The 26,506-nt window shown below is 67.3% G+C and carries 26 protein-coding genes; 17 read left to right on the plus strand and 9 right to left on the minus strand.

Annotated features, from left to right (window positions below):
* Nucleotides 1-123 precede the first annotated feature (123 nt).
* Together AC07UK_RS37135 and AC07UK_RS37140 are read right to left on the minus strand one after the other, a co-directional pair.
* A complete protein-coding gene (locus AC07UK_RS37135) occupies nt 124-384 on the minus strand; it encodes a MoaD/ThiS family protein (protein WP_013953842.1) in 261 nt (86 codons plus the stop codon).
* 27 nt (nt 385-411) lie between these two features.
* Nucleotides 412-1,572 carry a beta propeller repeat protein gene (locus AC07UK_RS37140; RefSeq protein ID WP_436224746.1) on the minus strand — a complete coding sequence of 387 codons (1,161 nt, stop codon included), beginning with the start codon at nt 1,570-1,572 and terminating at the stop codon, nt 412-414.
* 221 nt (nt 1,573-1,793) lie between these two features.
* Between AC07UK_RS37140 and AC07UK_RS37145 the strand changes: the two genes are divergently transcribed.
* The gene (locus tag AC07UK_RS37145; protein ID WP_436224745.1) at nt 1,794-1,979 is read left to right on the plus strand and encodes a glycosyl hydrolase; all 186 of its coding nucleotides are present in this window, start codon (nt 1,794-1,796) and stop codon (nt 1,977-1,979) included.
* A gap of 167 nt (nt 1,980-2,146) precedes the next feature.
* Nucleotides 2,147-2,770 (plus strand): N-acetyltransferase, encoded by a 624-nt coding sequence (locus AC07UK_RS37150; protein ID WP_494688104.1) that lies wholly within the window; start codon nt 2,147-2,149, stop codon nt 2,768-2,770.
* Nucleotides 2,771-2,784: 14 nt separating this feature from the next.
* Here AC07UK_RS37150 and AC07UK_RS37155 read toward each other — a convergent pair whose 3' ends face one another.
* Nucleotides 2,785-2,991, minus strand: a complete 207-nt coding sequence (locus tag AC07UK_RS37155) for a hypothetical protein (protein ID WP_114134786.1) — start codon at nt 2,989-2,991, stop codon at nt 2,785-2,787.
* Nucleotides 2,992-3,458: 467 nt separating this feature from the next.
* Between AC07UK_RS37155 and AC07UK_RS37160 the strand changes: the two genes are divergently transcribed.
* Nucleotides 3,459-4,853, plus strand: coding sequence for an NCS2 family permease (locus AC07UK_RS37160; RefSeq protein ID WP_436224743.1), 1,395 nt, complete (start codon nt 3,459-3,461; stop codon nt 4,851-4,853).
* Nucleotides 4,854-5,034: 181 nt separating this feature from the next.
* On the opposite strand, the gene AC07UK_RS37165 is transcribed toward AC07UK_RS37160, so the two are convergent.
* Nucleotides 5,035-5,445, minus strand: a complete 411-nt coding sequence (locus tag AC07UK_RS37165; protein ID WP_114134788.1) for a VOC family protein — start codon at nt 5,443-5,445, stop codon at nt 5,035-5,037.
* Between the two features lie 284 nt (nt 5,446-5,729).
* Here AC07UK_RS37165 and AC07UK_RS37170 point away from each other — a divergent pair, with 284 nt between their 5' ends.
* Nucleotides 5,730-6,038 (plus strand): H-NS histone family protein, encoded by a 309-nt coding sequence (locus tag AC07UK_RS37170; protein WP_010810880.1) that lies wholly within the window; start codon nt 5,730-5,732, stop codon nt 6,036-6,038.
* Between the two features lie 75 nt (nt 6,039-6,113).
* Here AC07UK_RS37170 and AC07UK_RS37175 read toward each other — a convergent pair whose 3' ends face one another.
* Nucleotides 6,114-6,731 (minus strand): hypothetical protein, encoded by a 618-nt coding sequence (locus AC07UK_RS37175; protein ID WP_436224742.1) that lies wholly within the window; start codon nt 6,729-6,731, stop codon nt 6,114-6,116.
* Nucleotides 6,732-7,176: 445 nt separating this feature from the next.
* On the opposite strand from AC07UK_RS37175, the gene AC07UK_RS37180 reads away from it, so the two are divergent.
* Nucleotides 7,177-8,205 carry an AraC family transcriptional regulator gene (locus tag AC07UK_RS37180; protein ID WP_436224741.1) on the plus strand — a complete coding sequence of 343 codons (1,029 nt, stop codon included), beginning with the start codon at nt 7,177-7,179 and terminating at the stop codon, nt 8,203-8,205.
* An 11-nt stretch (nt 8,206-8,216) separates the two neighbouring features.
* Here the strand turns inward: AC07UK_RS37180 and AC07UK_RS37185 are convergent, their stop codons facing one another.
* Both AC07UK_RS37185 and AC07UK_RS37190 read right to left on the minus strand, forming a co-directional pair.
* Nucleotides 8,217-8,381, minus strand: a complete 165-nt coding sequence (locus AC07UK_RS37185) for an AraC family transcriptional regulator (RefSeq protein ID WP_013953852.1) — start codon at nt 8,379-8,381, stop codon at nt 8,217-8,219.
* Between the two features lie 21 nt (nt 8,382-8,402).
* Nucleotides 8,403-9,629: an NnrS family protein gene (locus AC07UK_RS37190; RefSeq protein ID WP_436224740.1), complete on the minus strand. Its 1,227-nt coding sequence runs from the start codon at nt 9,627-9,629 to the stop codon at nt 8,403-8,405.
* A 259-nt stretch (nt 9,630-9,888) separates the two neighbouring features.
* On the opposite strand from AC07UK_RS37190, the gene AC07UK_RS37195 reads away from it, so the two are divergent.
* The 9 genes from AC07UK_RS37195 to mobB all read left to right on the plus strand — a co-directional run bounded on the left by AC07UK_RS37195 (nt 9,889) and on the right by mobB (nt 21,574).
* Nucleotides 9,889-11,169 carry an MFS transporter gene (locus tag AC07UK_RS37195; RefSeq protein WP_494688105.1) on the plus strand — a complete coding sequence of 427 codons (1,281 nt, stop codon included), beginning with the start codon at nt 9,889-9,891 and terminating at the stop codon, nt 11,167-11,169.
* A gap of 36 nt (nt 11,170-11,205) precedes the next feature.
* On the plus strand, nt 11,206-12,591 hold the full coding sequence (locus tag AC07UK_RS37200) for a NarK family nitrate/nitrite MFS transporter (protein ID WP_436224738.1): 1,386 nt from the start codon (nt 11,206-11,208) through the stop codon (nt 12,589-12,591).
* A 197-nt stretch (nt 12,592-12,788) separates the two neighbouring features.
* Nucleotides 12,789-16,526, plus strand: a complete 3,738-nt coding sequence (locus tag AC07UK_RS37205; RefSeq protein WP_494688106.1) for a nitrate reductase subunit alpha — start codon at nt 12,789-12,791, stop codon at nt 16,524-16,526.
* Complete coding sequence (gene narH, locus AC07UK_RS37210; protein ID WP_436224736.1) at nt 16,523-18,073, plus strand: nitrate reductase subunit beta; 1,551 nt, start codon at nt 16,523-16,525, stop codon at nt 18,071-18,073. The genes AC07UK_RS37205 and narH overlap by 4 nt, the downstream gene beginning before the upstream one ends.
* Nucleotides 18,074-18,102: 29 nt before the next feature.
* Nucleotides 18,103-18,777, plus strand: a complete 675-nt coding sequence (narJ, locus tag AC07UK_RS37215; protein ID WP_494688107.1) for a nitrate reductase molybdenum cofactor assembly chaperone — start codon at nt 18,103-18,105, stop codon at nt 18,775-18,777.
* A 48-nt stretch (nt 18,778-18,825) separates the two neighbouring features.
* Entirely contained in the window at nt 18,826-19,509 is a 684-nt protein-coding gene (narI, locus tag AC07UK_RS37220; protein WP_436224734.1) for a respiratory nitrate reductase subunit gamma, read from the plus strand.
* 27 nt (nt 19,510-19,536) lie between these two features.
* Nucleotides 19,537-20,289, plus strand: a complete 753-nt coding sequence (locus tag AC07UK_RS37225) for a peptidylprolyl isomerase (protein ID WP_436224733.1) — start codon at nt 19,537-19,539, stop codon at nt 20,287-20,289.
* Between the two features lie 15 nt (nt 20,290-20,304).
* Entirely contained in the window at nt 20,305-21,012 is a 708-nt protein-coding gene (locus tag AC07UK_RS37230) for a carbonic anhydrase (protein ID WP_436224732.1), read from the plus strand.
* 4 nt (nt 21,013-21,016) lie between these two features.
* Nucleotides 21,017-21,574 carry a molybdopterin-guanine dinucleotide biosynthesis protein B gene (mobB, locus tag AC07UK_RS37235; RefSeq protein ID WP_436224731.1) on the plus strand — a complete coding sequence of 186 codons (558 nt, stop codon included), beginning with the start codon at nt 21,017-21,019 and terminating at the stop codon, nt 21,572-21,574.
* Here the strand turns inward: mobB and AC07UK_RS37240 are convergent.
* Both AC07UK_RS37240 and AC07UK_RS37245 read right to left on the minus strand, forming a co-directional pair.
* Complete coding sequence (locus AC07UK_RS37240) at nt 21,540-22,148, minus strand: DUF2889 domain-containing protein (RefSeq protein WP_494688108.1); 609 nt, start codon at nt 22,146-22,148, stop codon at nt 21,540-21,542. The genes mobB and AC07UK_RS37240 overlap by 35 nt on opposite strands.
* Before the next feature lie 72 nt (nt 22,149-22,220).
* Complete coding sequence (locus AC07UK_RS37245; RefSeq protein WP_013953864.1) at nt 22,221-23,147, minus strand: LysR family transcriptional regulator; 927 nt, start codon at nt 23,145-23,147, stop codon at nt 22,221-22,223.
* Nucleotides 23,148-23,249: 102 nt separating this feature from the next.
* On the opposite strand from AC07UK_RS37245, the gene AC07UK_RS37250 reads away from it, so the two are divergent.
* The 3 genes from AC07UK_RS37250 to leuD are packed head-to-tail and all read left to right on the plus strand — an operon-like array spanning nt 23,250 to nt 26,288.
* A complete protein-coding gene (locus tag AC07UK_RS37250) occupies nt 23,250-24,212 on the plus strand; it encodes a tripartite tricarboxylate transporter substrate binding protein (RefSeq protein WP_436224730.1) in 963 nt (320 codons plus the stop codon).
* 20 nt (nt 24,213-24,232) lie between these two features.
* A complete protein-coding gene (gene leuC, locus AC07UK_RS37255; protein ID WP_494688109.1) occupies nt 24,233-25,651 on the plus strand; it encodes a 3-isopropylmalate dehydratase large subunit in 1,419 nt (472 codons plus the stop codon).
* Nucleotides 25,644-26,288, plus strand: a complete 645-nt coding sequence (leuD, locus tag AC07UK_RS37260) for a 3-isopropylmalate dehydratase small subunit (RefSeq protein WP_494688110.1) — start codon at nt 25,644-25,646, stop codon at nt 26,286-26,288. Before leuC ends, leuD begins: the two co-directional genes overlap by 8 nt.
* Nucleotides 26,289-26,506: the final 218 nt, after the last annotated feature.

The raw sequence follows: 26,506 nt of genomic DNA on the forward strand, positions 1-26,506 counted from the left end.
GCCAGGCGCGGCGCATGCGTCGTTGCGGGCCTTGACCTTGGAATGACCAAGGCCGGCGGCCCGCGCCTAGCCTGCGCTGCGCCTGGCTTGAACGCGTCCCCTTTTTCATGCTGAAACGGGTTCTTAGCCGCCCGCCAGCGCCTGCAGGATATGCACCTCGTCGGTTTCCTTCAACGCCGCATCCAGCCGCATCAGCTGCGTGCGGTTGACGAAGACGCGGATATACGGCCGCAGCTTGCCCTGCTCATCGACGATGCGAAAGCGCATGCCGGGGAACTGGCGGTCGAGGTCGTCGAGCAGTTCAGCAATGCTGGCGCCACGGGCTTCGACGTATTCGCGCTGTCCGGTATAGGAGAAGAGCGGCGTCGCGATACGGACCTGCATGGAAGTTCTCCGGTCGGCTGATGGCATTCAGGCAGGGCGCGCCACGGTGACCGCGTAGACCTGCGGCAGGTTGCGGGCGATGCATTGCCAGCCCTCGCCTTCATCGGCACTGGCCCAGATCTCGCCACCGGTGGTGCCGAAGTACACGCCCACCGGCGCGTGGCCGTCGGTGGCCATGGCCTGGCGCTTGACGGTGAACCAGCCTTGTTCGGCGGGCAGGCCGCGGTCCTGGCGCTGCCAGGTCTCGCCAGCATCGCGGGTGACATAGGCCGCGGGGCGGCCACCCGGGCTGACGCGCGGCCAGACGTCGCTGCCATCCATCGGAAATACCCACACCGTGCGCGGATCACGGCGGTGGGCGACGATCGGGAAACCGATATCTCCAACCTCCGCCGGCATGGCTTCGCCGATGCGTTTCCACACGCCTTCGCGGCGGTCCATGCGGTAGATACCGCAGTGGTTCTGCTGGTACAGGATGTCCGGGTCGGCGGGATGCTGCAGCATGCAGTGCGGGTCCTGGCCGTATTCGGGGTTGGGATCGGGCAGGAAGGTGGCAAGGCTGCCGCGGTTCAGCGGCTTCCAGTCCGCGCCGCCGTCGGTGCTCTCGAACACGCCGCCGCTGGACATGCCGATATACAGGTGGCGCGCGTCGCGCGGATCGACCAGCACGGAATGCATCTTGGGGCCGTCGGGCGTGCCGTCCTGCTCGCCGCCGGTCCAGGTGCGCCAGTTCGGGTGGTCGTTGAAGCCGGACACCGGCTCCCAGGTCGCGCCATGGTCGGCGCTGCGGAACAGCCCCTGCGGCGAGGTGCCGGCGTACCAGGTGCCGGGCTCGCTGGCATGGCCGGGCGTGAGCCAGAACACGTGGTCGACGACGCGGCCGGTCTCGCCCTCCGGCGCCTTGTCGAAGGCGGGCGGTCGCGCGGCTTCGGTCCAGTTGCGGCCGCCGTCGGTGGAGCGGAACACGGTCGGGCCCAGGTGGCCGGTGCGCGCCGCCATCAGCATGCGCGACGGGTCGCGCGGGTCCTGCACGATATGGTGGATGGTATGGCCGAGAAATGTCGGGCCCTCGAGCTGCCAGCTGCGGCGCGCGGCGTCGCTGGTCAGGAACCAGGCGCCCTTGGTGGTGGCCACCAGCAGCCTGACGGGGCCGGTATCGGTTTCGGGAATGGGGGAAGTCGTCATCATGGCTCCTGCAAGAAGGCCGGCGAACGATGCTTCCGAGTCTAGTACATGTAGACAGTGTTCACAATTGAAGGATGACCGAAGCTGTCGGCGGCAGGTCGGCGATGGCCACAAAGACTACGAAGTAGAACGGAGTTAAATGCGGAAGCCGGTGACTTGGCTGGACATTGGGCGCGAAGTGTGGCATAAGCAATGTTCCCCGATGCTTTCGCGCCCCGACACCCATGCTTCGCACTGTCCGCTTCGCCACCCTGAACCGCCCGGCCCTGCCGGCGGCATGCGTGCGCGCGGCGCAGCGCCCGGGCGTCGCCATCGACCTGGCCGACCGCTTCCACGCGTACGCCCAGGTCCGCCGCGCCGTGCTTTTCCTGGCCGTGCGGGCAGCTCGGGGCGCCACCCTCCAGTCCTGAGCTTTCCCGCACGGCCCATGTCGCGGATGCCATCCGGCACCCGCTTGATCATGCAGCCAGGAGAAAGCCAGACATGTCCCCGCTCTACCGCCATACCTTCTGCGCCATGGTGGCGCTTGCCGCCCTCTACCTGATCCTCAATCCCTGAGCCCCGGCGGAGTCTTGCCATGGTGAATTTCCATGCCCTGCGCCTGCCGGCGCCGGCCTTGCCGCGCGCGCTCGAACTGCGCATCGACGTTGAGCTGGCGCCGGGCGATATCGAACGCGAGCTGGGTGCCCTGCACGACCGCATCGGCCAACCCGGCGACCGCCTGCATGCGATGCCGGCGCTGCCCGCGGGCACGCCAGGCCTGCGCCTGCGCTATCGCGAGGCCGATGGCGAGTACTACGTGTATGTGGAAGATGTGATGCAGCGCCGGCTGGCCGGTTATACCGTTTTCAACCGGCTAATCGAGGTCGGCCGCCGGGCCGACCCATGGGTACGGGCGCCACACACAAAGTTTGCGCCCGCTTACCAGCGCCGCGGCCTGGCTCGGGCGCTGTACCGCTGGGCGCTGGACGGCGGGCTGTGCCTGCTGAGCGGGGCGCGCCAGTCGGCCGGCGCCAACGCCCTATGGCAGGCGCTGGCCGCCGATCACCCGATGGGCTATGTGGACTTGCGCCACAAGACGCTGACCTGGCTGGGCCAAGCCGTCGATGCGCCCGTGCGTGAGGGCCTGCATACGCGCATGCTGCTGCTCGGGCGCGGCTGGACGCTGGACGCGTTCATGGCCCGCACTGGCATGTACTGAGGCAGCGCGCCCGCTTACAGCCAGCGGATCGGCGCGGCTTCGCGGGCGTTGGCTGCGTACAGGGTCCAGCCCTGGGCAAAGTAAGCGCGCACCCGCGCGGCCAGCGATTGGCCACCGCCCACGCGGGCGTAGTAGGCAACATCGCGTGCCGGCTGGGCGGCGGGCTTCGATGCCTTGGCTTGGGCTGGCTGGCGATAGAGGGTGTCGGCGAGTACTTGCATGGCGAATATCCTTTCCGGTTGGGATGGAAGTTGGTACGCCTCACGAAGCACATCCAGCCGTGGTTCGGCCCGACTCGGGAGGCAGTTAAGGATTATCCCTAGTATAGAGAAGTTGCGCCTGAATCATGCGGGTCTGTACCTATAGGCCGTATATGGGGTGCGTGATAATGGCCACCTGCCGCAAGCGCTACCCGATGCCAATCCGTCAATCAAAGGCGCTCAATCGTCACATTCGATATTCCTCGATGCACATGCCGCGCATTGTCTGCCGGTGATGATGCATGGCGCGTGGTCACCTAGCCTTCAGCCTTGCCCGGATCGCGCCCGCAGAGGCACCGACAAGCGGCACACCGATAACAGCGGGTTGGCCAGGTTTGCGCCTCCAGCCCAGACCAGAACCACGTGAGACAAGCCTGACGACAGTCCGTACGACGGACGTTGCAGCGCCCGCAAGGAGACAGCTCATCATGATCGAACAGCCCTATCCGTCGCCCGCGACGGAAGCCGATGCCGCACGCCCCCAAGTCCCCGAAGTCCGGAGCCGGCTCGACGCGTTCTTCGAGATCACCGCGCGCGGCAGCACCCAGCGCAAGGAAGTGATTGCCGGGGTGACCACCTTCATGGCGATGGTCTACGCCGTCTTTGTCGTGCCCGGCATGCTGGGCAAGGCCGGCTTCGACACCAGCGCGGTCTTTGTCGCGGTCTGCCTGACCACCGCCTTCGGCTCCCTGCTGATGGGCCTGTGGGCCAAGCTGCCGATCGCCATCGGCTGCGCCATCTCGCTGACCGCATTCATGGCCTTCGGGCTGGTGCTGGGGCAGGGCCTGTCGCCGGCGGTCGCGCTCGGCGCCGTGTTCCTGATGGGCGTGATCTTCACCGCGATCTCCGTCACCGGGGTGCGCTCCTGGATCCTGCGCAACCTGCCGGCCGGCGTGGCGCACGGCACCGGCATCGGCATCGGCCTGTTCCTGCTGCTGATCGCCTCGAATGAAGTCGGCCTGGTGGTCAAGAACGCTCACCCCGGCCTGCCGGTGTCGCTGGGCAAGATCACCTCGTTCCCGGTGGTGATGTCGGTGCTGGGCCTGGCCGCGATCTTCGGCCTGGAGCGCCGCAAGGTGCCGGGCGGCATCCTGCTGGTGATCATCGCGATCTCCGCCCTGGGCCTGGCCTTCGACCCGGCGGTGAAGTTCACCGGCGTGTTCGCGCTGCCGTCGCTGAGCGCACCCGGCCATGAATCGCTGATCGGCGCCATGGATGTGCGCGGCGCGCTGACGGCCGCAGTGCTGCCGAGCGTGCTGGCACTGGTGATGACCGCGGTGTTCGACGCCACCGGCACGATCCGCGCTGTCGCCGGACAAGCTGGCCAGCTCAACGCCGCCGGCCATATCCACAACGGCGGGCGCGCGCTGACCGCGGATTCGGTCAGCTCGATCTTCTCGGCGATGTTCGGCGGCGCTCCGGCCGCGGCCTATATCGAGTCGACCGTCGGCGTGGCCGCCGGCGCCAAGACCGGCCTGACCGCGGTGGTGGTGGGGCTGCTGTTCGTGGCGGTGATGTTCTTCTCGCCGCTGGCCGGGCTGGTGCCGTCGTACGCCACCGCGCCCGCGCTGATGTACGTGGGCCTGCTGATGCTGTCGAGCGTGAGCCGCCTGCACATGGACGACATGGTCGACGCGATGGCTGGCCTGGTCTGCGCCGTGTTCATCGTGCTGACCTGCAATATCGTGACCGGCATCATGCTGGGCTTCTGCACCCTGGTGGTGGGCCGCGTGGTGGCTGGCGAATGGCGCAAGCTCAATGTCGGCACGGTGGCCATCGCGGTCGTGCTGGCTGCGTTCTATGCCGGGGGCTGGGCCATCTGACCCTGCCGAAGCCTACTGCCGCGTCCCGGGCGCCACGCCCGGGACGCTGACAACCAGATGTCTCCTCCACCGTGATCCAGGTGGATTTCAAGCCCGGGCTTCCTGCTTTCCCGGGCTGTTTTTTTTGGTGGCTTGCCTGAAAGGTCCCGCGGATGGTGAATGGGGTTTCGCTAAATCGCCTTCATTGCCCGGCCTGCATTGCGGCCATATCCATGTACACCAGTTCCCAGACATGGCCATCCGGATCCTGGAATCCATGCCCGTACATGAATCCCAAATCCATCGGCGGCTTGTAAGTATTGCCACCCGCCGCGACCGCGGCATTGACCATTTCATCCACGCGGGCACGGGTTTCCATCGACAGGCAAACAAGCACCTCCGTCGCTTTCCGCGCATCGCAGATTTCATTGGGCGAGAAGCTGCGGAACTTGGCTTCCGTTAGCAGCATCACGAAAATGTTGTCGCCGACGATCATGCAGGTGGCAGTGTCGTCGGTAAATTGCGGATTGAAGGAAAAACCCAACTGCGTAAAGAAGGCAATCGACTTTTGCAGGTCGCGGACGGGCAAATTGACAAAGATCTGCTGGCTCATCAGGGGCTCCGGTAGTCGTGTCAGGGGGGCTGCGCCGGGCGCAGACAAGCAGTCTAGGCGCTAAAGCCCCCGCTCGTGCGTATTTTCATTGTCCTTAAATGCAGGCAAAACGGGCAATGAACCGCCCAATACCGGCTGCATCGTGGGCTGTGCAACCGGCATTTCAGGCCGGCAAACAATCAGTCCGTGCATTCTCCGTTATTTTTTGTAAAATTTTTTTTAGGTGAACCGACACCACAACTTCTAGTACCATGCAGCGGCCTATTTGCAGAAAGGGGATATAAATGGCGACATACAAGCAACTCCTGGCTGAGAAGGAAGCGCTGGAAGCCAAGCTGAATGAAGTGCGTGCGACGGAAGTCGCCGGCGTAATCGACAAAATCCGGGACCTGATGACTGAATACGGCCTGACCGCCGAAGACATCCTGCCCCGCCGCAAGCGTGGCCGCCCGGCTGGTTCGAGCGCCAAGAAGCCTGCATCCGCCTTGCCGCCGAAGTACATGGACCCCAAGACCGGCAAGACCTGGTCGGGCCGCGGCCGTGCGCCGGCATGGCTGGGCAAGCGCCCTGAGCGTTTCCTGATCGAGCAGTAAGCCGCCTGCGTGGCCAGCGGGCGCCTGCTTCAAACGCCCGCTTCAATCGATGGTGCTATCGGTCTGCCGGGCGCGTCACTGCGCCTGGCAGACATAGTCCTTGCGCAGCGCCCTGAAGCCCTGCTGGGTCGGTTCCGCCGTCAGGCGCGCGCCGCCGTCGGCCAGCGGCTGCATGCGCAATACCTGCGCCGAGCACTGGCTCGCGGTCTCGTCCCGCTGGTAGCGGATCTCATACTGGCCGCCGGCAACCGGCACGAATGACACGCCCGCCGCGCAACGCAGCTCAGGCAGCGGCGGCACCGCGGCCGACGTCACCGCCACGTAGATGCGCCGGCCCGCCTCCACCAGCCGCTCGCGCGTGCGCTCCGGCGGCTCGGGCGAGCGCCCGGCCATGTCCAGGCTCCGGTCCCGCCCCATCGCAGACAACTGCCTGCCGGTTCCCGCCAGCACCAGCGGCCGCGCGGGCACCGGGCATTTGGCCGGATCGACCACGGTGAACGAAGTGTTGTCGTCGGTGCTGGTCAGCAGCCGCACGCTGGCGGCCGGGGCGCCGGCGGGCACCCGGTATTGCGCCACGCAGCCGGACAGCGCCAGCGCGGCGGCGAGCATCGGCAACAAGGCAAGGCGAGGCAGGACTGCGGACGACCGGTCATGGCGCATGGCGGCGGGCAGGTAGAGTCGCAATTGGGCCAACAGCGGGCGTTGGCGGCACGATGGCGGCAAATCCGGCAGGGATGCCACACGATGACAGCGCGGGCAGGCCCGGCTGCGCAGATGCCGCGCGCTCAAACTACCCAGCATACCCATATCTGGTGCCTTGCGGCAGCCCGCACAAACCCATGTTGAAAACCTCCATGTGATATCCACAGAATCTGTGGATATCCTCCCCCTACCCTCCCCGAAAGCCCCGGTCTGTGCGGGAACCCACCGGAGCGCCCAAATTTTAGGCAACGGGTTGCAGGCGTCCCGGAATCCGGCAACGGTACGGCACCGCCCGCCGCTACCACGCCGTTGCGCTGCCCAGGCCACACTTCGTCCCCCCGCATGCCCTTGAAGGGGGCGCCGGCACCGCGTAATCTCGTTGTTACCGGGGGCTGCACTGGCGCACTTGCGCCAACTTGCCAGCCAGATAATGACAATGACACAACAAGAGCCTATCCAGGCCGGGCCGTTGCCTCGTGACCTGCTGCACGCACTGCGTGACGGCGGCTACGACGTATCGGGACTCGCGCCTGCCCCGGAATCCGACACCGACTCCGACCCCAGCGACCTCAGGCCCACCATGCCGGCGGCCGGCCCGCAACAGGCCTGCCACGTGCTCTGCGCGGTCTACCGCGCCACCGGCGATCCAACCATCGGCCTGTGGCTGGGCAGCCGGATGCAGACCGACCTGCTCGGGCTGGCGGGCCTGCCGGCCATGGCCGGGCCGTCGCTGGGCACCGCGCTGCGGCGCATCGCGCGCTACCAGAAGCTACTCGCCGGCGACCGCATCGAACTGCGCCGCCAGGGCGACGAAGCCTGGGTCTGCATCCGCCCGAGCGACCCCGAGGCGCCCGACACCCGCCCGCGCATCGACATGGAGCTGTGCTCGCTGCTGGCCTTCGGACGCCAGTTCACGCGCAAGCCGCTGCATCCGCTGCGGGTGTCGCTGCGCATCGGCCAGCCGGACTGGCACCTGCGCTATACCGAGGCATTCGACTGCCCGGTGCGCTTTGGCGAGCCGGAAGACGCGATCGTATTCGGCCGCCGCGACCTGGCCTTGCGCCTCGCTGCCCGCGTGCGCAACGGACCGGCCGGCCCGGGCGCGGGCCATGCCACGCGCGCAGCGCGGCCGGCGTCCGCTTCGCTGGACGATGTGCGCGCGGCCCTGCAGGCGCTCGCCGGCGATCGCGCCCTCAGCCTGGCCGCGGTGGCACGCCACCTGGACATCAGCGAGCGCACGCTGCAGCGCCGGCTGATGGCGGCGGGCACGAGTTTTCGCACGCAGTGCGAGGAGGCGCGCCGCGACCTGGCTGGCGGCTACCTGGCCGGGGGCACGATGTCGCTGGGAGAAATCGCGTTCCGGCTCGGCTTTGACGATGCCAACTCGTTCTTCCGCGCCTTCCGCCGCTGGACCGGCATGACGCCGGGCGACTACCGACGCGCGGCGGTGCATCCGCCCGCCTAGCGCGGGCCGGCTCACCCGCCGTCGGGTTGCTCCCACGGCGGGTTGTCGCCGAAGCGCCCGGCCAGGAAATCGACAAAGGCGCGCAGATCGGCGCTGACATGCCAGGTGGAATGCAGGGCGATGCCAAAGCCCGCCAGCGCCGCATCGGACAACAGCTCGCCGTGTCCGTGGCGCAAGCCTGCCCCTGATCCCGCGCTTCAGCCCGGCTTGCCGTCCACCCGCGGGCGCGCAAGCCGCGGTGCATAGGTCAGCGCATAGAGAGCAAACCCCGCCACCCAGCACGCACCCGCCCCCCAGATCCAATGCAAATACCCGGCCGGCCATAGCATTGGCCCGAACACGCGCAACACCGCTGCCGCAGCCACCAGCCAGTACGCCGCGGTTTCCGCGCGGCCGGCCACCAGCATGCGGCCGGTGTGGCCCAGTGCGGTACGCGTGATCATGGCAATGATCGCCACGCCGAGCACGCCCACCGTGAACGCATGCGTCGCCAGCCCCGCCATCACCAGCCCCAGCGCACCCAGCGCCTGCAGCAGCAGCGCCACCGGCAGCCACGCATAGGCCAGGTGCAGCACCCACAGGATCGGCCGGTTGCCCACCGCATGGCTGCGCCAGCCAGCCACGCGCACGGCCAGCACCGCCGCGGCCAGCAATGACAGTGCCGCCGCCAGCCAGCCCGGCAAGGGCAGCAGCCCCGCGGCCAGTCCCAGCACTGCGGCCGGCACCACCATGCGGTCCACCTGCCGGTATTGGCGCAGGCGGAACCCGGGGATCGCGTTGGTCGTGAACATCGGGATGACGCGCCCGCCGATCACCACCACGAACAGCGTGACCAGCGCCACGCCGGCGCGGCAGGCCAGCATCGCACCGGCGTCATGGCCGCGCGCCTGCAGCCACAGGCTGGCGATATCGGCCGTGGCCAGCAGCCACAGCGCCAGGGCCAGCGGATAGTTGCGGCGGTTGCCGGCGCGGGCCAGCGTGCGCGTGAAGGCCAGCGCGGCCAGCGGCAGGAACGCGCCCTCGATCACGAAGGCCGCCGTGCCCGGCGCCACCCACATGCCCACGCGCCCGGCCAGCCACAGCAGGAACAGCGCGGCCAGCGCGGCGCCGGTGGGCGTCGGCTGGCCGGTCCAGGCCCGCCCCGCGGTGAACAGGAAGCCCACCACGATGGCCGCGGCAAAGCCGAACACCATCTCGTGCGCATGCCAGAACATCGCCGGCATCACCGGCGCCGGGCCGGCTGCGGCGACGCCCGCCAGCATCGCCGACCACGCCGCGATGGCCAGCGCGGCGAACACCGCCCCGCCCAGGTAGAACGGCCGGAAGCCCAGCGCAAACAAGGCAAAGCCGCGCGGCGGCGGCCCGGCGGGTGCCTTGCCGGGGGGCGGCGAGCGCCGCGCGGGGAGGATGGGGATGGTGTCCATGGCTGGCTACGGGAATCGGGTGATGCGGCGCGCGCCGGCTTCTTGATCCGGCGCACGGTTTGCCGCAGGTGCGCAAACGGATGCCATTCACGCTGACTGCACGATAGCACCGCCGCCGCGCCGACGACCTCCGCCGGTAGAACTACCTCCAAAGGCAGGCTGCGCACCCGCGTGCGCTGTGCGGCCGGCGAATAGGCAGCACCAGTGGCCGCCCCTACTCTGGCATCACCCCCGCCAAAGTTGACACAGGAGCATGGCCATGGCCACCCAACCACGCGCGCCGGAACCCGTACCGACCGGTGCCGCAATCACGCTGGCGTCGAGCACTTTCGCCTTCACCATCTGCTTTGCCGTCTGGATGCTGTTCGCCGTTCTCGGCATTCCGCTCAAGCAGGAACTCGGCCTCAACGACACCGAATTCGGGCTGCTGGCGGCAACCCCCGTGCTGAGCGGCTCGCTGATCCGCGTGCCGCTGGGCATCTGGACCGACCGCTACGGCGGCCGCATCGTCTTCTTCGTGCTGATGCTGGCCACGGTGATCCCGATCTGGCTGATCTCGTATGCCCACACGCTGTGGCAGCTGCTGGTGCTGGGCCTGTTCGTCGGCCTGGCCGGCGGCTCGTTCTCGGTCGGCACGCCGTATGTGGCGCGCTGGTTCCCGCGCTCGCGCCAGGGGCTGGCGATGGGTATCTTCGGCGCCGGCAACTCGGGCGCGGCGCTGACCAAGTTCGTCGCGCCGGCGATGATCCTGGCCGCCGGCACCTGGACCGTGGTGCCGCGCGTGTACTCGGTGGCGATGCTCATCACGGCCGTGCTGTTCTGGGTGTTCTCGCGCAGCAACCCGGCCCACCTGGTCAAGTCCAGCGTCGGCTGGCGCGAGCAGCTCGCCGTGATGCGCGACCCGCGCGTGTGGCGCTACTCGCAGTACTACTCGGTGGTGTTCGGCGGCTATGTCGGCCTGTCGCTGTGGATGACCAAGTACTACATCGGCGAATACGGCTTCGACATCAAGACCGCGGCCTTCCTGGCTGCCTGCTTCTCGCTGCCCGGCGGCGTGCTGCGCGCCATCGGCGGCTGGATCTCCGACCGCTACGGCGCGCACCGCACCACCTGGTGGGTGATGTGGGTGAGTTGGGTCGGCTTCTTCCTGCTGAGCTATCCGCAGACCGATTTCATCATCCAGACCATCAGCGGCCCGCAGGCCTTCCGCATCGCGCTGACGCCCACCGTCTTCACCTCCCTGCTGTTCGTGGTCGGCATCGCCTTCGCCATCGGCAAGGCCTCGGTCTTCAAGTTCATCTCCAACGACTTCACGCACAACATTGGCGCGGTCTCGGGCGTGGTGGGCCTGGCCGGCGGGCTGGGCGGCTTCGTGCTGCCGATCCTGTTCGGCGTGCTGGCCGACCTGACCGGCGTGCGCAGCAGCTGCTTCATGCTGATGTACGGCACCGTGTGCGTGAGCCTGGTGTGGATGCACTACAGCCAGCGCGGCGAGCGCCGGCGCAAAGAACAGGCCGTCGGCCTCACCCAGGCCGCCTGACGGCCCCTGTCACGCAAACAACCAAGGCACACTGTCATGTCATCTTCCGTACTCACCCGCTGGGAGCCCGAGAACAAGGCTTTCTGGCAAACCCAGGGCGAACGCATCGCCTACCGCAACCTGTGGATCTCAATCCCGGCGCTGATGCTGGCCTTCGTGGTCTGGATGCTGTGGAGCGTGGTCGCGGTCAACCTCGACCGCGCCGGCTTCCAGTTCACCAAGAACCAGCTGTTCTGGCTGACCGCGCTGCCGGCGCTGTCCGGCGCCACGCTGCGCATCTTCTACTCCTTCCTGGTGCCGGTGTTCGGCGGGCGCCGCTTCACCGCGATCTCCACCGCGCTGCTGCTGATCCCGGCGCTGGGCATGGGCTTCGCGCTGCGCGACCCGTCCACCGGCTATCCGACGCTGCTGGTGCTGGCGCTGCTGTGCGGGCTGGGCGGCGCCAACTTCAGCTCGTCGATGGCCAATATCAGCTTCTTCTTTCCCAAGGCGAAGAAGGGGCTGGCCACCGGGCTGAATGCGGGCATCGGCAACCTGGGGGTGTCGGTGGTGCAGTTCGTCACGCCGCTGGTGGTGTCGGTGGCCATCTTCGGCGCGCTTGGCGGCGAGCCGCAGCAGTACCAGGCCAACGGTGTCACGCATGACCTGTGGCTGCAGAACGCCGGCTTCATCTGGGTGCCGTTCATCATCGTCTCGGCGCTGGCGGCGTGGTTCGGCATGCATGACATTGCGGATGCCAAGGCATCGTTTGCCGAGCAGGCCGTGATCTTCAAGCGCAAGCACAACTGGCTGATGTGCTGGCTGTACGTGGGCACCTTCGGCTCGTTCATCGGCTTCTCGGCGGGGCTGGCGCTGCTGACCAAGTCGCAGTTTCCCGGAGTGAACCCGACCGCCTATGCCTTCCTGGGGCCACTGGTGGGCGCGCTGACGCGGCCGGTGGGCGGCTGGATCTCCGACAAGCTCGGCGGTGCGCGCGTCACGCTGTGGACCTTCGTCGGCATGATCGCGGCAGTGTTCGCGGTACTGGCGACGCTGCCGCATGACGGCGCCGGCGGCAACTTCACCTTCTTCCTGGCCGCCTTCATCGCGTTGTTCGCGCTGACCGGCATCGGCAATGGCTCGACCTTCCGCATGATCCCCGTGATCTTCCTGACCGAGCGCCAGCGCGCCGCCAGGGGCAAGGGCGATGCCGCGCAGCGGCAGGCGCTGCAGGAAGCCGGCAAGGAATCCGCCGCCGTGCTCGGTTTCTCGGGTGCCATCGGCGCCTATGGCGGCTTCTTCATCCCCAAGAGCTTCGGCACCTCGCTGGAGCTGACCGGCGCACCGGATGCCGCGCTGTACTGCTTTATCGCCTTCTACGTCAGCTGCGTGCTGGTGACATGGTGGCACTACGCGCGCCGCAACGCGCCCATGCCCTGCTGACCCTGTCACCAGTGCCGCCGGCCGGGCTAGTTCTTCCGAACTAGTCCCGTGCCCGGCACCTAGCCCGATCGCCACGCGGCGGCTGTTCCACCAGCGAATTGGCTGCCGCCCGCCTCCCCCATAAGCTGAGGGTGTCCCTGCAAAGCGCCTGAAACCACCGGAGCGCCCGCAGCAAAGCACTCGCGGAGAACAAAGCAATGAGTCATTTCCTGGATCGACTGAAGTTCATGTCGCGCGTCAAGTCCACCTATGCGGACGGCCACGGCGCGGTGGTGAACGAGGACCGCAAGTGGGAAGACGGCTACCGCAGCCGCTGGCAGCACGACAAGATCGTGCGCTCGACCCACGGCGTGAACTGCACCGGCTCCTGCTCGTGGAAGGTCTACGTGAAGAACGGCCTGATCACGTGGGAGACCCAGCAGACCGACTATCCGCGCACGCGCCCGGACCTGCCCAACCATGAGCCGCGCGGCTGCCCGCGCGGCGCCTCGTACAGCTGGTACGTCTACTCCGCGCAGCGCGTCAAGTACCCGATGATCCGCGGCCGCCTGATGGAGATGTGGCGCGAGGCCCGCAAGACCATGGACCCCGTCGCCGCGTGGGAATCGATCAGCCAGGATCCGGTCAAGGCTGCCCGCTACAAGAGCGTGCGCGGCCTGGGCGGCTTCGTGCGTGCGGACTGGAACACGGCGACCGAGATGATCGCGGCGGCCAATGCCTTCACCGTGAAGAAGTTCGGCCCGGACCGCGTGATCGGCTTCTCGCCGATCCCGGCCATGTCGATGGTGTCCTATGCCGCCGGCGCACGCTATCTGAGCCTGCTGGGCGGCGCCTGCCTGTCGTTCTATGACTGGTACTGCGACCTGCCGCCGGCCAGCCCGCAAGTGTGGGGCGAGCAGACCGACGTGCCCGAATCGGCCGACTGGTACAACTCCACCTACCTGATGGTGTGGGGCTCCAACGTGCCGCAGACGCGCACCCCGGACGCGCACTTCTACACCGAGGTCCGCTACAAGGGCACCAAGACCGTGGCGGTCTCTTCCGACTTCGGCGAGATGGTCAAGTTCGGCGACATCTGGCTGGCGCCGAAGCAAGGCACCGACGCCGCACTGGCGATGGCCATGGGCCACGTGGTGCTGAAGGAATTCCACGCCAGCGGCAAGTCCGCCTACTTCCGCGACTATGTGAAGCAGTACACCGACATGCCGATGCTGGTGCTGCTGCGTGAGAACCAGGGCACGCTCGTGCCCGACCACTTCCTGCGCGCCTCGCACCTGGCCGATAACCTCGGCGAAGCCAACCATCCCGAGTGGAAGACCCTGCAGATTGACGACGCCACCGGCGAGATCGTCGCGCCCAACGGCTCGATCGGCTTCCGCTGGGGCGAAGCCGCGCACAACGGCGGCGAGAAGGTGGGCCGCTGGAACCTGGAAATGAAGGACGGCGGCAGTGGCCGCACCATCGATCCGCGCCTGTCGCTGGTCAGCCAGCATGACGAAGTGGTCGAAGTCGGCTTCCCCTACTTCGGCGGCGAACACGACGAACTGCTGCGCCGCCGCGTGCCGGCACGCCGGCTGACACTGGCCGATGGCAGCACCGCACTGGTGGCCACCGTGTATGACCTGCAGATGGCCAACTACGGTGTCGACCAGGGCCTGGGCGGCCCGAACGTGGCCGCGTCGTATGAAGACGATGTGCCCTACACCCCCGCCTGGCAGGAAAAGCACACCTCCGTGCCCGCGCGCCTGGTGACCCAGGTGGCGCGCGAGTTTGCCGACAACGCCGACCGCACGCAGGGCAAGAGCATGGTGATCGTCGGTGCCGCGCTGAACCACTGGTACCACAACGACATGATCTACCGCGGCATCATCAACCTGCTGATGATGTGCGGCTGTATCGGCAAGAGCGGCGGCGGCTGGGCCCACTATGTCGGCCAGGAAAAGCTGCGCCCGCAGTTCGGCTGGGCCCCGCTGGCCTTCGGCCTGGACTGGTCGCGCCCGCCGCGCCAGATGAACGGCACCTCGTTCTTCTACAACCACACCAGCCAGTGGCGCCACGAGAAGCTGGGCGTCGACGAGATCCTTTCGCCCACCGCCGACCGCAAGCGCTATGACGGCCTCTCGCTGCTGGACCTGAACGCGCGCTCCGAACGCATGGGTTGGCTGCCGTCGGCACCGCAGCTCGGCACCAATCCGCTCGACGTGGTCGATGCGGCGGAGCGCGCCGGCCAGGACCCGGTGGCCTACACCGTCGAACAGCTCAAATCCGGCCAGATGCAGTTCGCCTGCGACGACCCCGACAACCCGGCCAACTTCCCGCGCAATATGTTCGTATGGCGCTCGAACATCCTGGGCAGCTCGGGCAAGGGTCATGAGTACTTCCTGAAGTATCTGCTCGGCACGCAGAACGCCGTATTCGGCGACGAGAACGATGCGATCACGCCGAGCGAGGTCAACGTGCGCCCGGCCGCCGAAGGCAAGCTGGACCTGCTGACCGTGCTGGACTTCCGCATGAGCACCACCTGCCTGTATGGCGACATCGTGCTGCCGACGGCCACCTGGTACGAGAAGGACGACCTCAACACGTCCGACATGCACCCGTTCATCCACCCGCTGTCCGAAGCCGTGCAGCCGCTGTGGGAAAGCAAGACCGACTGGGAGATCTACAAGGCCATCGCAAAAAAGTTCAGCGAGATCGCCGGTCCCTACCTGGGCACGCGCAAGGACCTGGTGTGCACGCCGCTGCTGCACGACACCCCGGGCGAACTCGGCCAGCCGTTTGAACCGAAGGACTGGAAGGCCGGCGAGTGCGACCTGATCCCCGGCAAGACCGCGCCGTCGATGACCGTGGTGGAGCGCAACTATGCGGACATCTACAAGAAGTTCACCTCGATCGGGCCGCTGCTGGACAAGCTCGGCAACGGCGGCAAGGGCATCAACTGGAACACCCAGCATGAAGTGAAGGAGATCGGCCAGCTCAGCCACACCGTGAAGGAACCGGGCGTCAGCCAGGGCCGCCCGCGGCTGGAAAGCGCGATCGACGCCGCCGAGATGATCCTGACCTTCGCGCCCGAGACCAACGGCCATGTCGCCGTCAAGGCGTGGGAAGCGCTGTCGAAGATCACCGGACGCGACCACACCCATCTGGCCGAAGGCCGCGAGCACGACAAGATCCGCTTCCGCGACGTGCAGGCGCAGCCGCGCAAGATCATCTCCGCGCCGACCTGGTCGGGCCTGGAATCGGAAGAGGTCAGCTACAACGCCGGCTACACCAACGTGCATGAGCTGATCCCCTGGCGCACGCTGACCGGCCGCCAGCAGTTCTGGCAGGACCACCGCTGGATGCTGGATTTCGGCGAAGGCGCGTGCGTGTACAAGCCGGCCATCGACACCAAGACCGTGGCGCCGATGCTGGGCAAGAAGCCCAACGGCAATCCGGAGCTGGTGCTGAACTGGATCACGCCGCACCAGAAGTGGGGCATCCACTCCACCTACTCGGACAACCTGCGCATGCTGACGCTGTCACGCGGTGGCCCGCACGTGTGGATCTCGGAAACCGAGGCCAAGGCCAACGGTATCCGCGACAACGACTGGGTCGAAGTGTTCAACGTCAACGGCACGCTGACAGCTCGCGTGGTGGTGTCGCAGCGCGTGCCCAAGGGCATGTGCCTGATGTACCACGCCCAGGAAAAGATCGTGAACGTGCCCGGCGCCGAGACCAGCGGCATGCGCGGCGGCATCCATAACTCGGTCACGCGGGCCGTGACCAAGCCCACCCACATGATCGGCGGCTACGCGCAGCTGGCCTACGGCTTCAACTACTACGGCACCGTGGGCAGCAACCGCGACGAGTTCGTGATCCTGCGCAAGATGAAGAAGGTCGACTGGCTGGAAGGGCCGCTCGTGGAAAAGACTAAGGAAGGAGCCTCGCAATGAAGATCCGTGCCCAGGTGGCCATGGTGCTGAACCTCGACAAGTGCATCGGCTGCCATACCTGCTCCGTGACCTGCAAGAACGTCTGGACCAGCCGCGACGGCGTCGAGTACGCCTGGTTCAATAACGTCGAGACCAAGCCCGGCATCGGCTACCCCAAGGAATGGGAGAACCAGGACAAGTGGCAGGGCGGCTGGAAGCGCAACGCCGATGGCACGCTGGAGCCGCGCCAGGGCGGCAAGCTGAAGATCCTGGCGAACCTGTTCGCCAACCCCAACCTGCCGCAGATCGACGAGTACTACGAGCCCTTCACCTACGACTACGAGCACCTGCAGAAGGCGCCGCTGGTGCAGACCCCGCCCACCGCGCGTCCGGTCTCGGTGTTGACCGGCCGCAAGATGGAGAAGATCGAGTGGGGCCCGAACTGGGAAGACGATCTCGGCGGCGAGTTCAGCTCGCGCGGGCGCGACAAGCTCTTCGACGACGTGCAGAAGGAGATGTACTCGACTTTCGAGAACACCTTCATGATGTACCTGCCGCGCCTGTGCGAGCACTGCCTGAACCCGGCCTGCGTGGCCTCGTGCCCCTCGGGCTCGATCTACAAGCGCGAGGACGACGGCATCGTGCTGGTCGACCAGGACAAGTGCCGCGGCTGGCGCATGTGCATCTCGGGCTGCCCGTACAAGAAGATCTACTTCAACTGGCAGAGCGGCAAGGCCGAGAAATGCCTGTTCTGCTATCCGCGCATCGAGGCCGGCCAGCCCACGGTCTGCTCCGAGACCTGCGTCGGCCGCATCCGCTACCTCGGCGTGATGCTGTACGACGCCGACCGCATCGAGCAGGCGGCATCGGTGGCCGACGAGCGCGACCTGTACCAGTCGCAGCTCGACGTCTTCCTCGATCCGCACGACCCGGCGGTGCAGGCCGAGGCGCTGCGCCAGGGCATTCCGCAGAGCTGGCTGGATGCCGCACGCAAGTCGCCGGTCTACAAGATGGCGTGCGAGTGGAAGATTGCCTTTCCGCTGCACCCGGAGTACCGCACCCTGCCGATGGTCTGGTACATCCCGCCGCTGTCGCCGATCCAGTCGGCGGCCGAGGCCGGCCACATGGGCCTGAACGGCGTGATCCCGGACGTGAAGAGCCTGCGCATCCCGGTCAAGTACCTGGCCAACCTGCTGACCGCGGGTGATGTGATGCCGGTGCTGTCCGCGCTGGACCGCATGCTGGCGATGCGCGCCTACAAGCGCTCGCAGGTGGTGGACGGTGTGCAGGACCTGGGTGTGCTGGAGCAGGTGGGCCTGACGCCCGCGCAAGTGGAAGACATGTACCAGACCATGGCCATCGCCAACTACGAGGACCGCTTCGTGATCCCGTCCTCGCACAAGGAGATGGTCGAGGACAGCTTCAATGACAAGGCCAGCTGCGGCTTCACCTTTGGCAACGGCTGCTCGGGCGGCACTTCCGATGGCGCGCTGTTCGGCAAGAAGCCACAGGGCAGCGTCCACTTTGTCGACATGCCCAAGTCGCGCAAGAACGCCGTGATGAGCTGATGCGTCCCACGAACCGCACGGAGAACAACATGCCCCTCTATCCCATCCTCAGCGTCCTGCTCGGCTACCCCGAGCAGGATCTGCTGGACGCCCTGCCCGAGATCGATGCCGCGCTGGCCGAATGGCCACAGGCGCGCGCGCTGCTGCCCCCCGTGACCGGCCTGCTGCGCAGCGAGTCGCTGATCGCGCTGCAGGAGAACTACGTTGCCACCTTCGACCGCAACCCGGCGCACTCGCTGCACCTGTTCGAGCACGTGCACGGCGAGAGCCGCGACCGCGGCCAGGCCATGGTCGACCTGATCGACGAGTACCGGCGCGACGGCTTTGAACCCGCGGCGTCCGAGCTGCCCGACTACGTGCCGCTGTTCCTGGAGTTCCTCGGCGCGCTGGTGGCCGACGGCAAGGAAGCGCGCGCCGAGCAGTTGCTGGGCGAGGCCATCCACGTGCTGGCCGCGATCGGCGAGCGCCTGGCGCGCAACCAGAGCCCTTACGCCGGCGTGTTCGCGGTGCTGCGCACGCTGACGGACGTGCAGCCGCAGCCGCAGCAGGAACCGCCGGTGCGCGACATGGACGAGGCGCTGGAAACCTTCGGGCCGGGGGCCGACGGCGTGGAACCGCTGCTGGCGCCGCAGACCGGTCCGCAAGCGGTGAAATTCTATCCGCGCGATCCGCGTGTCAGGGCGCCAGTGCCGGCTGCCTGCTGACAGGGCATGGCAATGCAAACCGAACACCAGACAATGGGTTAACACACCATGGCAACGATCCACCAATTCCTCTTCGGCATCTACCCGTACATCGCTGCCGCCATCTTCCTGTTCGGCAGCCTGGCGCGCTTCGAGCGCGAGCAGTACACCTGGAAGACCGACAGCTCGCAGGTGCTGTACCGCGGCAACCTGCGCACCGGCAACATCCTGTTCCATGTCGGCATCCTGGGCCTGTTCTTCGGGCACCTGGTGGGCCTGCTGACGCCGGTGGCGGTGTGGGATGCGCTGGGCGTCTCGCACGGCTTCAAGCAGGCCGTGGCGATGGCCGCCGGCGGCGTGATGGGCACCATGTGCCTGGCCGGGCTGCTGATCCTGCTGCACCGCCGCCTGACCAACGCCCGCGTGTCGGCGGTCACCCGCACCGGCGACAAGGTGCTGCTGCTGTGGCTGCTGGTGACGCTGCTGCTGGGCCTGTCCACCATCTTCGAATCCGCCAGCCACATGGACGGCCACATGATGGTGCAGCTGATGACCTGGGCGCAGCACATCGTCACGCTGCGCGGCGACGCCGCCAGCTATGTCGCGGATGCGCCGCTGCTGTTCAAGGCGCACCTGTTCATGGGCATCACGCTGTTTGTGATCTTCCCGTTCACGCGGCTGGTGCATGTGTGGAGCGGCTTTGCCTCGGTCGGCTACCTCGGCCGTGCCTGGCAGCTGGTGCGTAGCCGCTGAGCGCCGCAACCCGACAAGGAGAACAACATGCCTGTCACCGTCAACGGCGTGGAACTGCGCGACGCCGATATCGAACGCGAACTGGATCACTATCACGACGCGGCCAACCCGGCGCGGCTGGCCACGATCTCGGCCATCCTGCGCCAGTTGGTGCGCGCCGAAGCCGACCGCATCGGCCTGGCGGCCGAAGGCCTGGATGACGACGCGCTGGCGCAGGCGCTGCTGGCGCATGAAGCCGGCACGCCCGAGCCCGACGAAGCCAGCTGCCGCCGCCACTACGACAGCCGCCCGGAGCGCTTCCGCGACGGCGAATGGGTCGAGGCCGACCATATCCTGTTCCAGGTCACGCCGCGCGTGCCGCTGGACACGCTGCGCGAGATCGCCGCGCAGACGCTGGCACTGGTGCGGGGCGATCCTTCCACCTTCTCCGAGCACGCCCGCGCGCTGTCCAATTGCCCGAGCGGCGCCAACGGCGGCCGGCTTGGCCGCGTGTTCCGCGGTGAGACCGCTCCGGAATTCGAGCGCGCGCTGTTCGCCGCGCAGCAGGACGGCGTGCTGCCGCATTTGCTTGAAACCCGTTATGGCCTGCATATCGTGCGCGTCCTGGAACGCTGCCCTGGCACGCGCCTGCCCTTCGATGCGGTGCGCGGCGACATTGCCCGCGCCCTCGCCAGCGCCGCGCGCGATCGTGCCTGGAAGCAATACGCCAGCCTGCTGATCGGGCGCGCGCGCATCGAAGGCATCGAGCTGGAAGGCGCCGACAGCCCGCTGGTGCAGTAGCGCCTGGACGCCGCCATGCATCACATCGAACAACTGCTCAAAGGCTTCGAACGCTTCCAGCAACGCTATTTCGACGACGAGCCCGGGCTGTTCGACACGCTGCGCACCGGCCAGCGCCCGCCCACGCTGCTGATCGGCTGCAGCGATTCACGCGTCGATCCTGGCCTGCTGCTGGGCTGTGATCCGGGCGAACTCTTTACCGTGCGCAATATCGGCAACCTGGTGCCGCCCTGCACCGGCCGCCATGAAGGCAGCCTGCATGGCGTATCCGCAGCGATCCAGTTTGCCGTGCAGCAGCTGCGCGTGGCCCGCATCATCGTGATGGGCCACGGCGGCTGCGGCGGCATCCGCGCCTTGTTGGCGCAGCCGGCCGACACCGGCGACCATCCGCCCGATGAAAGCGAAGACCCCGACTACATCGGCGCCTGGGTGCGCATCGCCGCACCGGCGCGCAGGCAGGTAGAGGAAACCCTGGCCACGGCCAGCGCCGCCGAGCGCCAGCGCGGCTGCGAGCAGGCGGCGATCCTGGTGTCGCTGCGCAACCTGCAGACCTTCCCGTTCGTGCGGCGTGCGCTGGAGGCCGGCAGGCTGACGCTGCACGGCTGGTATTTCGACCTGCAGGCCGGCGCACTGCTGGCCTATTCGCAGCGTGCCGACAGCTTCCTGCCGCTGGTGTGCCCGCTGCCCGCCCAAACTGAACTCCGCGAATCCTGCGAACCCTGACACCATGCATCCCTTCATCCTAGGCATCACCGGCACCTCCGGCAGCGGCAAGACCACGCTGATCACGGCGCTGCTGCCGTGGTTCCGCGCACAGGGCCTGACCGTCAACGTGATCAAGCACAGCCATCATCCGCTGGAACTGGAGCCGCCGGCCAAGGACAGCGCGCGCTTTCGCGCCGCCGGCGCGGCCGAGGTGATGGTGGCATCGCCCTATCGCTTTGCCATCGTGCGCGAACTGGCCGACGAGGCCGAGCCGACGCTGGCCGAGCAGGTGGCGCGCCTGCGGCCGGCGGATATCACGCTGGTGGAAGGCTTCCGGCGCGAGGCGATTCCGCGCATCGAGGTCTACCGGCCGGCGCACGGGCGCGCGCCCTACTATCCGGGCGATCCTTCGATCATCGCGCTGGCCACCGATGCGCGCATGGACACGGTGCTGCCCTGCATGGCCCTTGATGACATTGCACAGGTGGGGGGCTTCATCCTCGCCATGAAGGATGAGGCGGGGGCGGCGACCGCGGCTGCCGCGTTCAGTCGCTCGCGCGACGGTGCAACGGCCAGATGACGTTCACGGCCTCGCCGTCGTTGCGGTAGGCGTGGCAGGTGTCCAGTATCCAGGGCCGGGGTACCGGCTCGTCTCCCGCCAGCTTGGCATGCCACGGCGTCTGTTCGCGCTGGACCGACATGATGGTCTGCATCGCGGTGGTGGCCAGCGGCCCCAGCAGCTCGGTCAGGTGGGTACAGCCCTTGGCGCCCCCCAGGCGCGCCCTGGCCTGCTGCCGGAAGCCGCCGCCGATGCGCAACCCCTCCAGCTGCCGATAGGCGGCGTTGATCTCCGCGCAGTACGGCGTCGGGCCGGTCTCGGTGCGGGCCTCGAAGCGCCGGATCACCAGGTCAGCGTCGATCGTCATGCACAGGCGCATCTGGTGAATCAAGCCGCCTTCGGGCACGCTGACAAAGGGCAGTTCGGTGGCGTCGGCGGAAATATCATCCAAATCGGCCTCGATGTCATAGAGGCCATCGTCGCGCAGATAGCCCCGGCATTCGATCTGTCGGGTGTGACGCAACGTGCGTCCGGGTTGGGGCGTGGGGGCTGTTTCCATGCGCGTTTCCATCAGGCTTCTGGTATTGCCGGTCATGATGGACGCTAGTGGCGCCGGAATCGCCCCCCAATATCGGGTGGCGCGGCCACCGTACCCGCCGCCAGATGGCTACCAGCAGTTGTCCGCGCTGCCCGCGCCAGAGGCACGGTGGCTGGCAAAGTGGTCCAGCAGGAAGTCCACCAGCGCCCGCACCTTGTCCGGACGATGGTTGCGCGCCGGGAACACCAGATGGATATCCGCGGGCGCGAACTGCCATTGCGGCAGCACCCGGCGCAGGGCGCCGCTGCGCAGGTGCTCCGCAACATCCCACTCGGAGCGCACGATCAGGCCCTGGCCATCCAGCGCCCAGGCAAGCGCCGATTCCCCGTCATTGGTGCTCATGGTGCCGCGGACCTTGACGGTTTCCTGCTGCGCGCCATGGCGCAGGTGCCAGGTGCCGAAGGTCTCGTCGGCTTCGCGGATGAAGATGCAGTTGTGCCGCGCCAGCTCGCGCGGGCTCGACGGCTCGCCCCGCGCTTCCAGATAGGACGGCGCGGCACAGAGCAGGCGGCGGTTGCTGGCCAGCAGGCGCGCCGTCAGCCGCACGTCCGGCATCTCGCCAAAGTGGATCATGGCGTCCAGGCCCTGCTCGACCAGGTTCAGGGGCCGGTCGCTCAGGTAGAGCTGGACCTCGATATTCGGAAAGCGGCGCGAGAACCCCGAAAGCGCCGGCGCGATATGTCGCCGTCCGAAGCCGAGCGTAGCGCCAATCTTCAGCAAGCCATGCGGGGTGCTGCCGGTGCCCGCGATCGATCGCTCCAGCGCCTCCATCTCCGCAAGAATCCGCGCCCCTTCCACCAGATAGCTTTCCCCTTCCGGCGTCAGGCTGATGCGGCGCGTGGTCCGGTGCAGCAACCGGACGCGCAGCCGTGCCTCCAGCCCCGCCAGCCGCTTGCTGACCGCGGGCGGCGTCACGCCAAGCTCCTGCGCGGCGCCGGCCAGGCTGCCGTGCTTGTTGATGCACGCAAAGAACGCGACGTCCGAAAGGTTATCCATTAGTGAATATCAGGAAACAAAGAAGTAACTGAGGTTGAATTATGTGCTTCTGGGTAAATGATACGATGGTTTCCATAACGATTCCTAAACCAGGAGACACCCATGAAAGTTGCCCACCTCACCGCCTTGCTGCTGTGTGCCGCGTCGATCGGCACGGCCGCGGCGCAGTCCTATCCCCAGCGCCCGGTACGCCTGATCGTGCCGTACGCCCCGGGCGGCAGCGCCGACATCGCCGCGCGCCTGGTCTCGGATGCCTGGTCAAAGAGCCTGGGCGGCACCATCGTGGTCGAGAACCGTGCCGGCGCCGGCGGCAATATCGGCGTCGATGCCGTGGCCAAGGCCGCCGCCGACGGCTACACCATCGGCCTGCAGACCGTGTCCCTGGCGATCAACCCGGGCCTGTTCCCGCGCATGCCGTATGACACGCTGAAGGACCTGGCCCCCATCGGCATGGTCGCCAGTTCGCAGCATGTGCTGGTGGTCAACAACAACGTGCCCGCCAAGAACCTGCAGGAACTGATCGCGGCGGCCAAGGCTACGCCGGGCAAGCTGACCTACGGGTCCGCGGGCAACGGCAGCACCTTCCATATGTCGGCCGAGTTGTTCAAGTCGGTGGCCAACGTCTCCATCGTCCACGTGCCGTATCGCGGCGGCGGCCCGGCCCTGGTCGACACCATTGCGGGCCAGGTCGACATGAGCTTCCCGGTGGTCTCGGCCGCGCAGCAGCATGTGCAGGGCGGCAAGCTCAAGGCGCTCGCCGTCACCGGCACCAGGCGCTCGCCGCAGTTGCCCAATGTGCCGACCGCGGCCGAGGCGGGCCTGCCCGGCTATGCCTTCGAGACCTGGTTCATGGTGTTTGCCCCGGCCGGCACGCCCCGGCCCGTGATCGACAAGCTGAACGCGGCACTGAACACCGCGCTGGCCGCGCAGGCAGCCCGTGACCGCATGCTCAAGGAAGGCTTCGAGCCCACCCCGACCACGCCCGAGGCGGCGCGCCAGCGCCTGGAAAAGGAGATGCCTGTGTGGGCCAACCTGATCAGGCAGCGCGGCATCACCGCGGAATAACGACAGACAAGGCAGTTGCCATGACTCCCAAGACGCTATACCAGAAGCTGGTCGACTCCCATACCGTGTCCAGGATCGACGACGACAATGTGCTGTTGTACTGCGACCTGCACCTGATGAACGAGTACACCAGCCCGCAGGCCTTCGCCGGGCTGCATGAACAGGGCCGCGGCGTGCTGGTGCCGGGACAAAACGTCTCGGTGGTCAGCCATATCATCCCGACGCACCCCACCGCGATCCGCGTGATCGCGGACCCGGCCTCGGCGCTGCAGGCCACCAACCTGCGTGCCAACTGCGAGCGGCACGCGATCCCGCTGTTCGACACCAACGACACGCTGCAGGGCATCGAGCACGTGATCGCGCCCGAGCACGGCATGATCCGGCCGGGCATGGTGGTGATCTGCGGCGACAGCCATACCACCACCTACGGCGCGCTCGGCGCGCTGGGCTTCGGCATCGGCACGTCCGAGGTCGAGCATGTGCTGGCCACCCAGACGCTGGTCTACCGGATGGCCAGGACCATGCGCATCCGCGTGGACGGCAAGCTGCCCGCCGGCACCACCGCCAAGGACCTGATCCTCAGGATCATCGGCGCGATCGGCGCACAAGGTGCGCGCGGCTATGTCGTGGAGTACTGCGGGTCGGCGATCCGCGACCTGGGCGTCGAGGCCCGCTTCACGCTGTGCAACATGACCGTGGAGGCCGCGGCGCGCGGCGCGCTGATCGCGCCGGATGCAGTGGCCACCGACTATGTGCTGCGCCGCGCCGTGGATATCGAAGGCCCGCAGCGCGACGCCGCGCTCAGCTACTGGGCCACGCTGCAGAGCGATGCGGAAGCCGTGTTCGACATGGACTTCGTGTTCGACGCGAGCGAGATCGAGCCCTACGTCACCTGGGGCACCAGCCCGGACCAGGTGCTGCCGGTGTCCGGACAGATCCCGTTCCCGGAAGACCAGATCGACGAGGCCGAGCAGCGCTCGGTCGAGCGCGCGCTGGCGTACACGCACCTGCAACCGGGCGCCACGCTGGCAGGCACGCCGATCCAGCATGTCTTCATCGGCTCCTGCACCAACGGCCGCATCGAGGACCTGCGCGCGGTGGCCAGCGTAGTGCGTGGCCGCAAGGTGGCTGCGGGGGTCAGGGCCATGGTGGTGCCCGGGTCGGGCGCGGTCAAGGCCCAGGCCGAGCGCGAGGGCCTGGCCGGGATCCTCACCGCCGCCGGCTTTGAATGGCGGCAACCGGGCTGCTCGATGTGCCTGGCCATGAACGACGACGTGCTCGCCGACGGAGTGCGCTGCGCTTCCACCACCAACCGCAATTTCGAAGGCCGGCAGGGACGCGGTGCCATCACCCACCTGATGAGCCCGGCCATGGCCGCCGCGGCAGCGGTCACCGGCGTCATCACCGACGTCCGCAAGCTGGAGATCACCCATGCCTGAACACACCTGCATCGCCGGCAAAGGCGCCGCCATCCGCTTTGAGAACCTCGATACCGACCAGATCATCCCCAAGCAGTTCCTGCGCGGGATCGACAAGGCCGGGCTGGCCGAGGGCATTCTCTACGACCACCGCTTCGATGCCAACGGCGCGCCGCGCCCTGGCTTCGTGCTGAACCGGCCCGAATACGCCAGCACCAGCATCCTGGTGAGCGGCGCCAACTTCGGCTGCGGCTCCAGCCGCGAGCACGCCGTCTGGGGCCTGCAGCAATTCGGCATCCGCGCCGTGATTGCGCCGAGCTTCGGCGAGATCTTCTATTCGAACGCGATGAACAACCGGCTGCTGCTGGTAATGCTGCCGCGCGAGGTGATCGAGCCGTTGATGAACGACGTGGATGCGGACGCGGGCAACACCATCAGCATCGATGTCGAGGCGATGCGCGTGCGCACGCCCTCGGGCGACTATGCCTTCGACCTGTCGGCACGGCACCGCCGCATGTTTATCGAAGGGCTGGACATGATCGGCCTGTCGCTGCGGCAGCGCGGCGAGATCGAGCAGTTCATCCAGCAGTACCGGAGCGCGTTCCCGTGGGCAACGAACGTGGCCAGGCGCACGCGCGACCGCTTGGGCGCGACCTGAAACCTGCCTTGCAAGCGCATCGCCTCCACGGTGCGCTTGCACCATCGCAAACGACAAACATCAACCACCCTACACTTCGTTCCCGCACCACCGCCGCCGTTTGATGCCAGTCAATTCCATGTCGTCAGTGTGTCCGCATGCTTCCCACATGACGACAGGTGCCCGCCACCCAGGCATGGGCACCGCGAAACCGCTTTCCTCACCGCTGATCCACGGCA

This window comes from Cupriavidus sp. GW821-FHT07C08 (assembly GCF_059419025.1).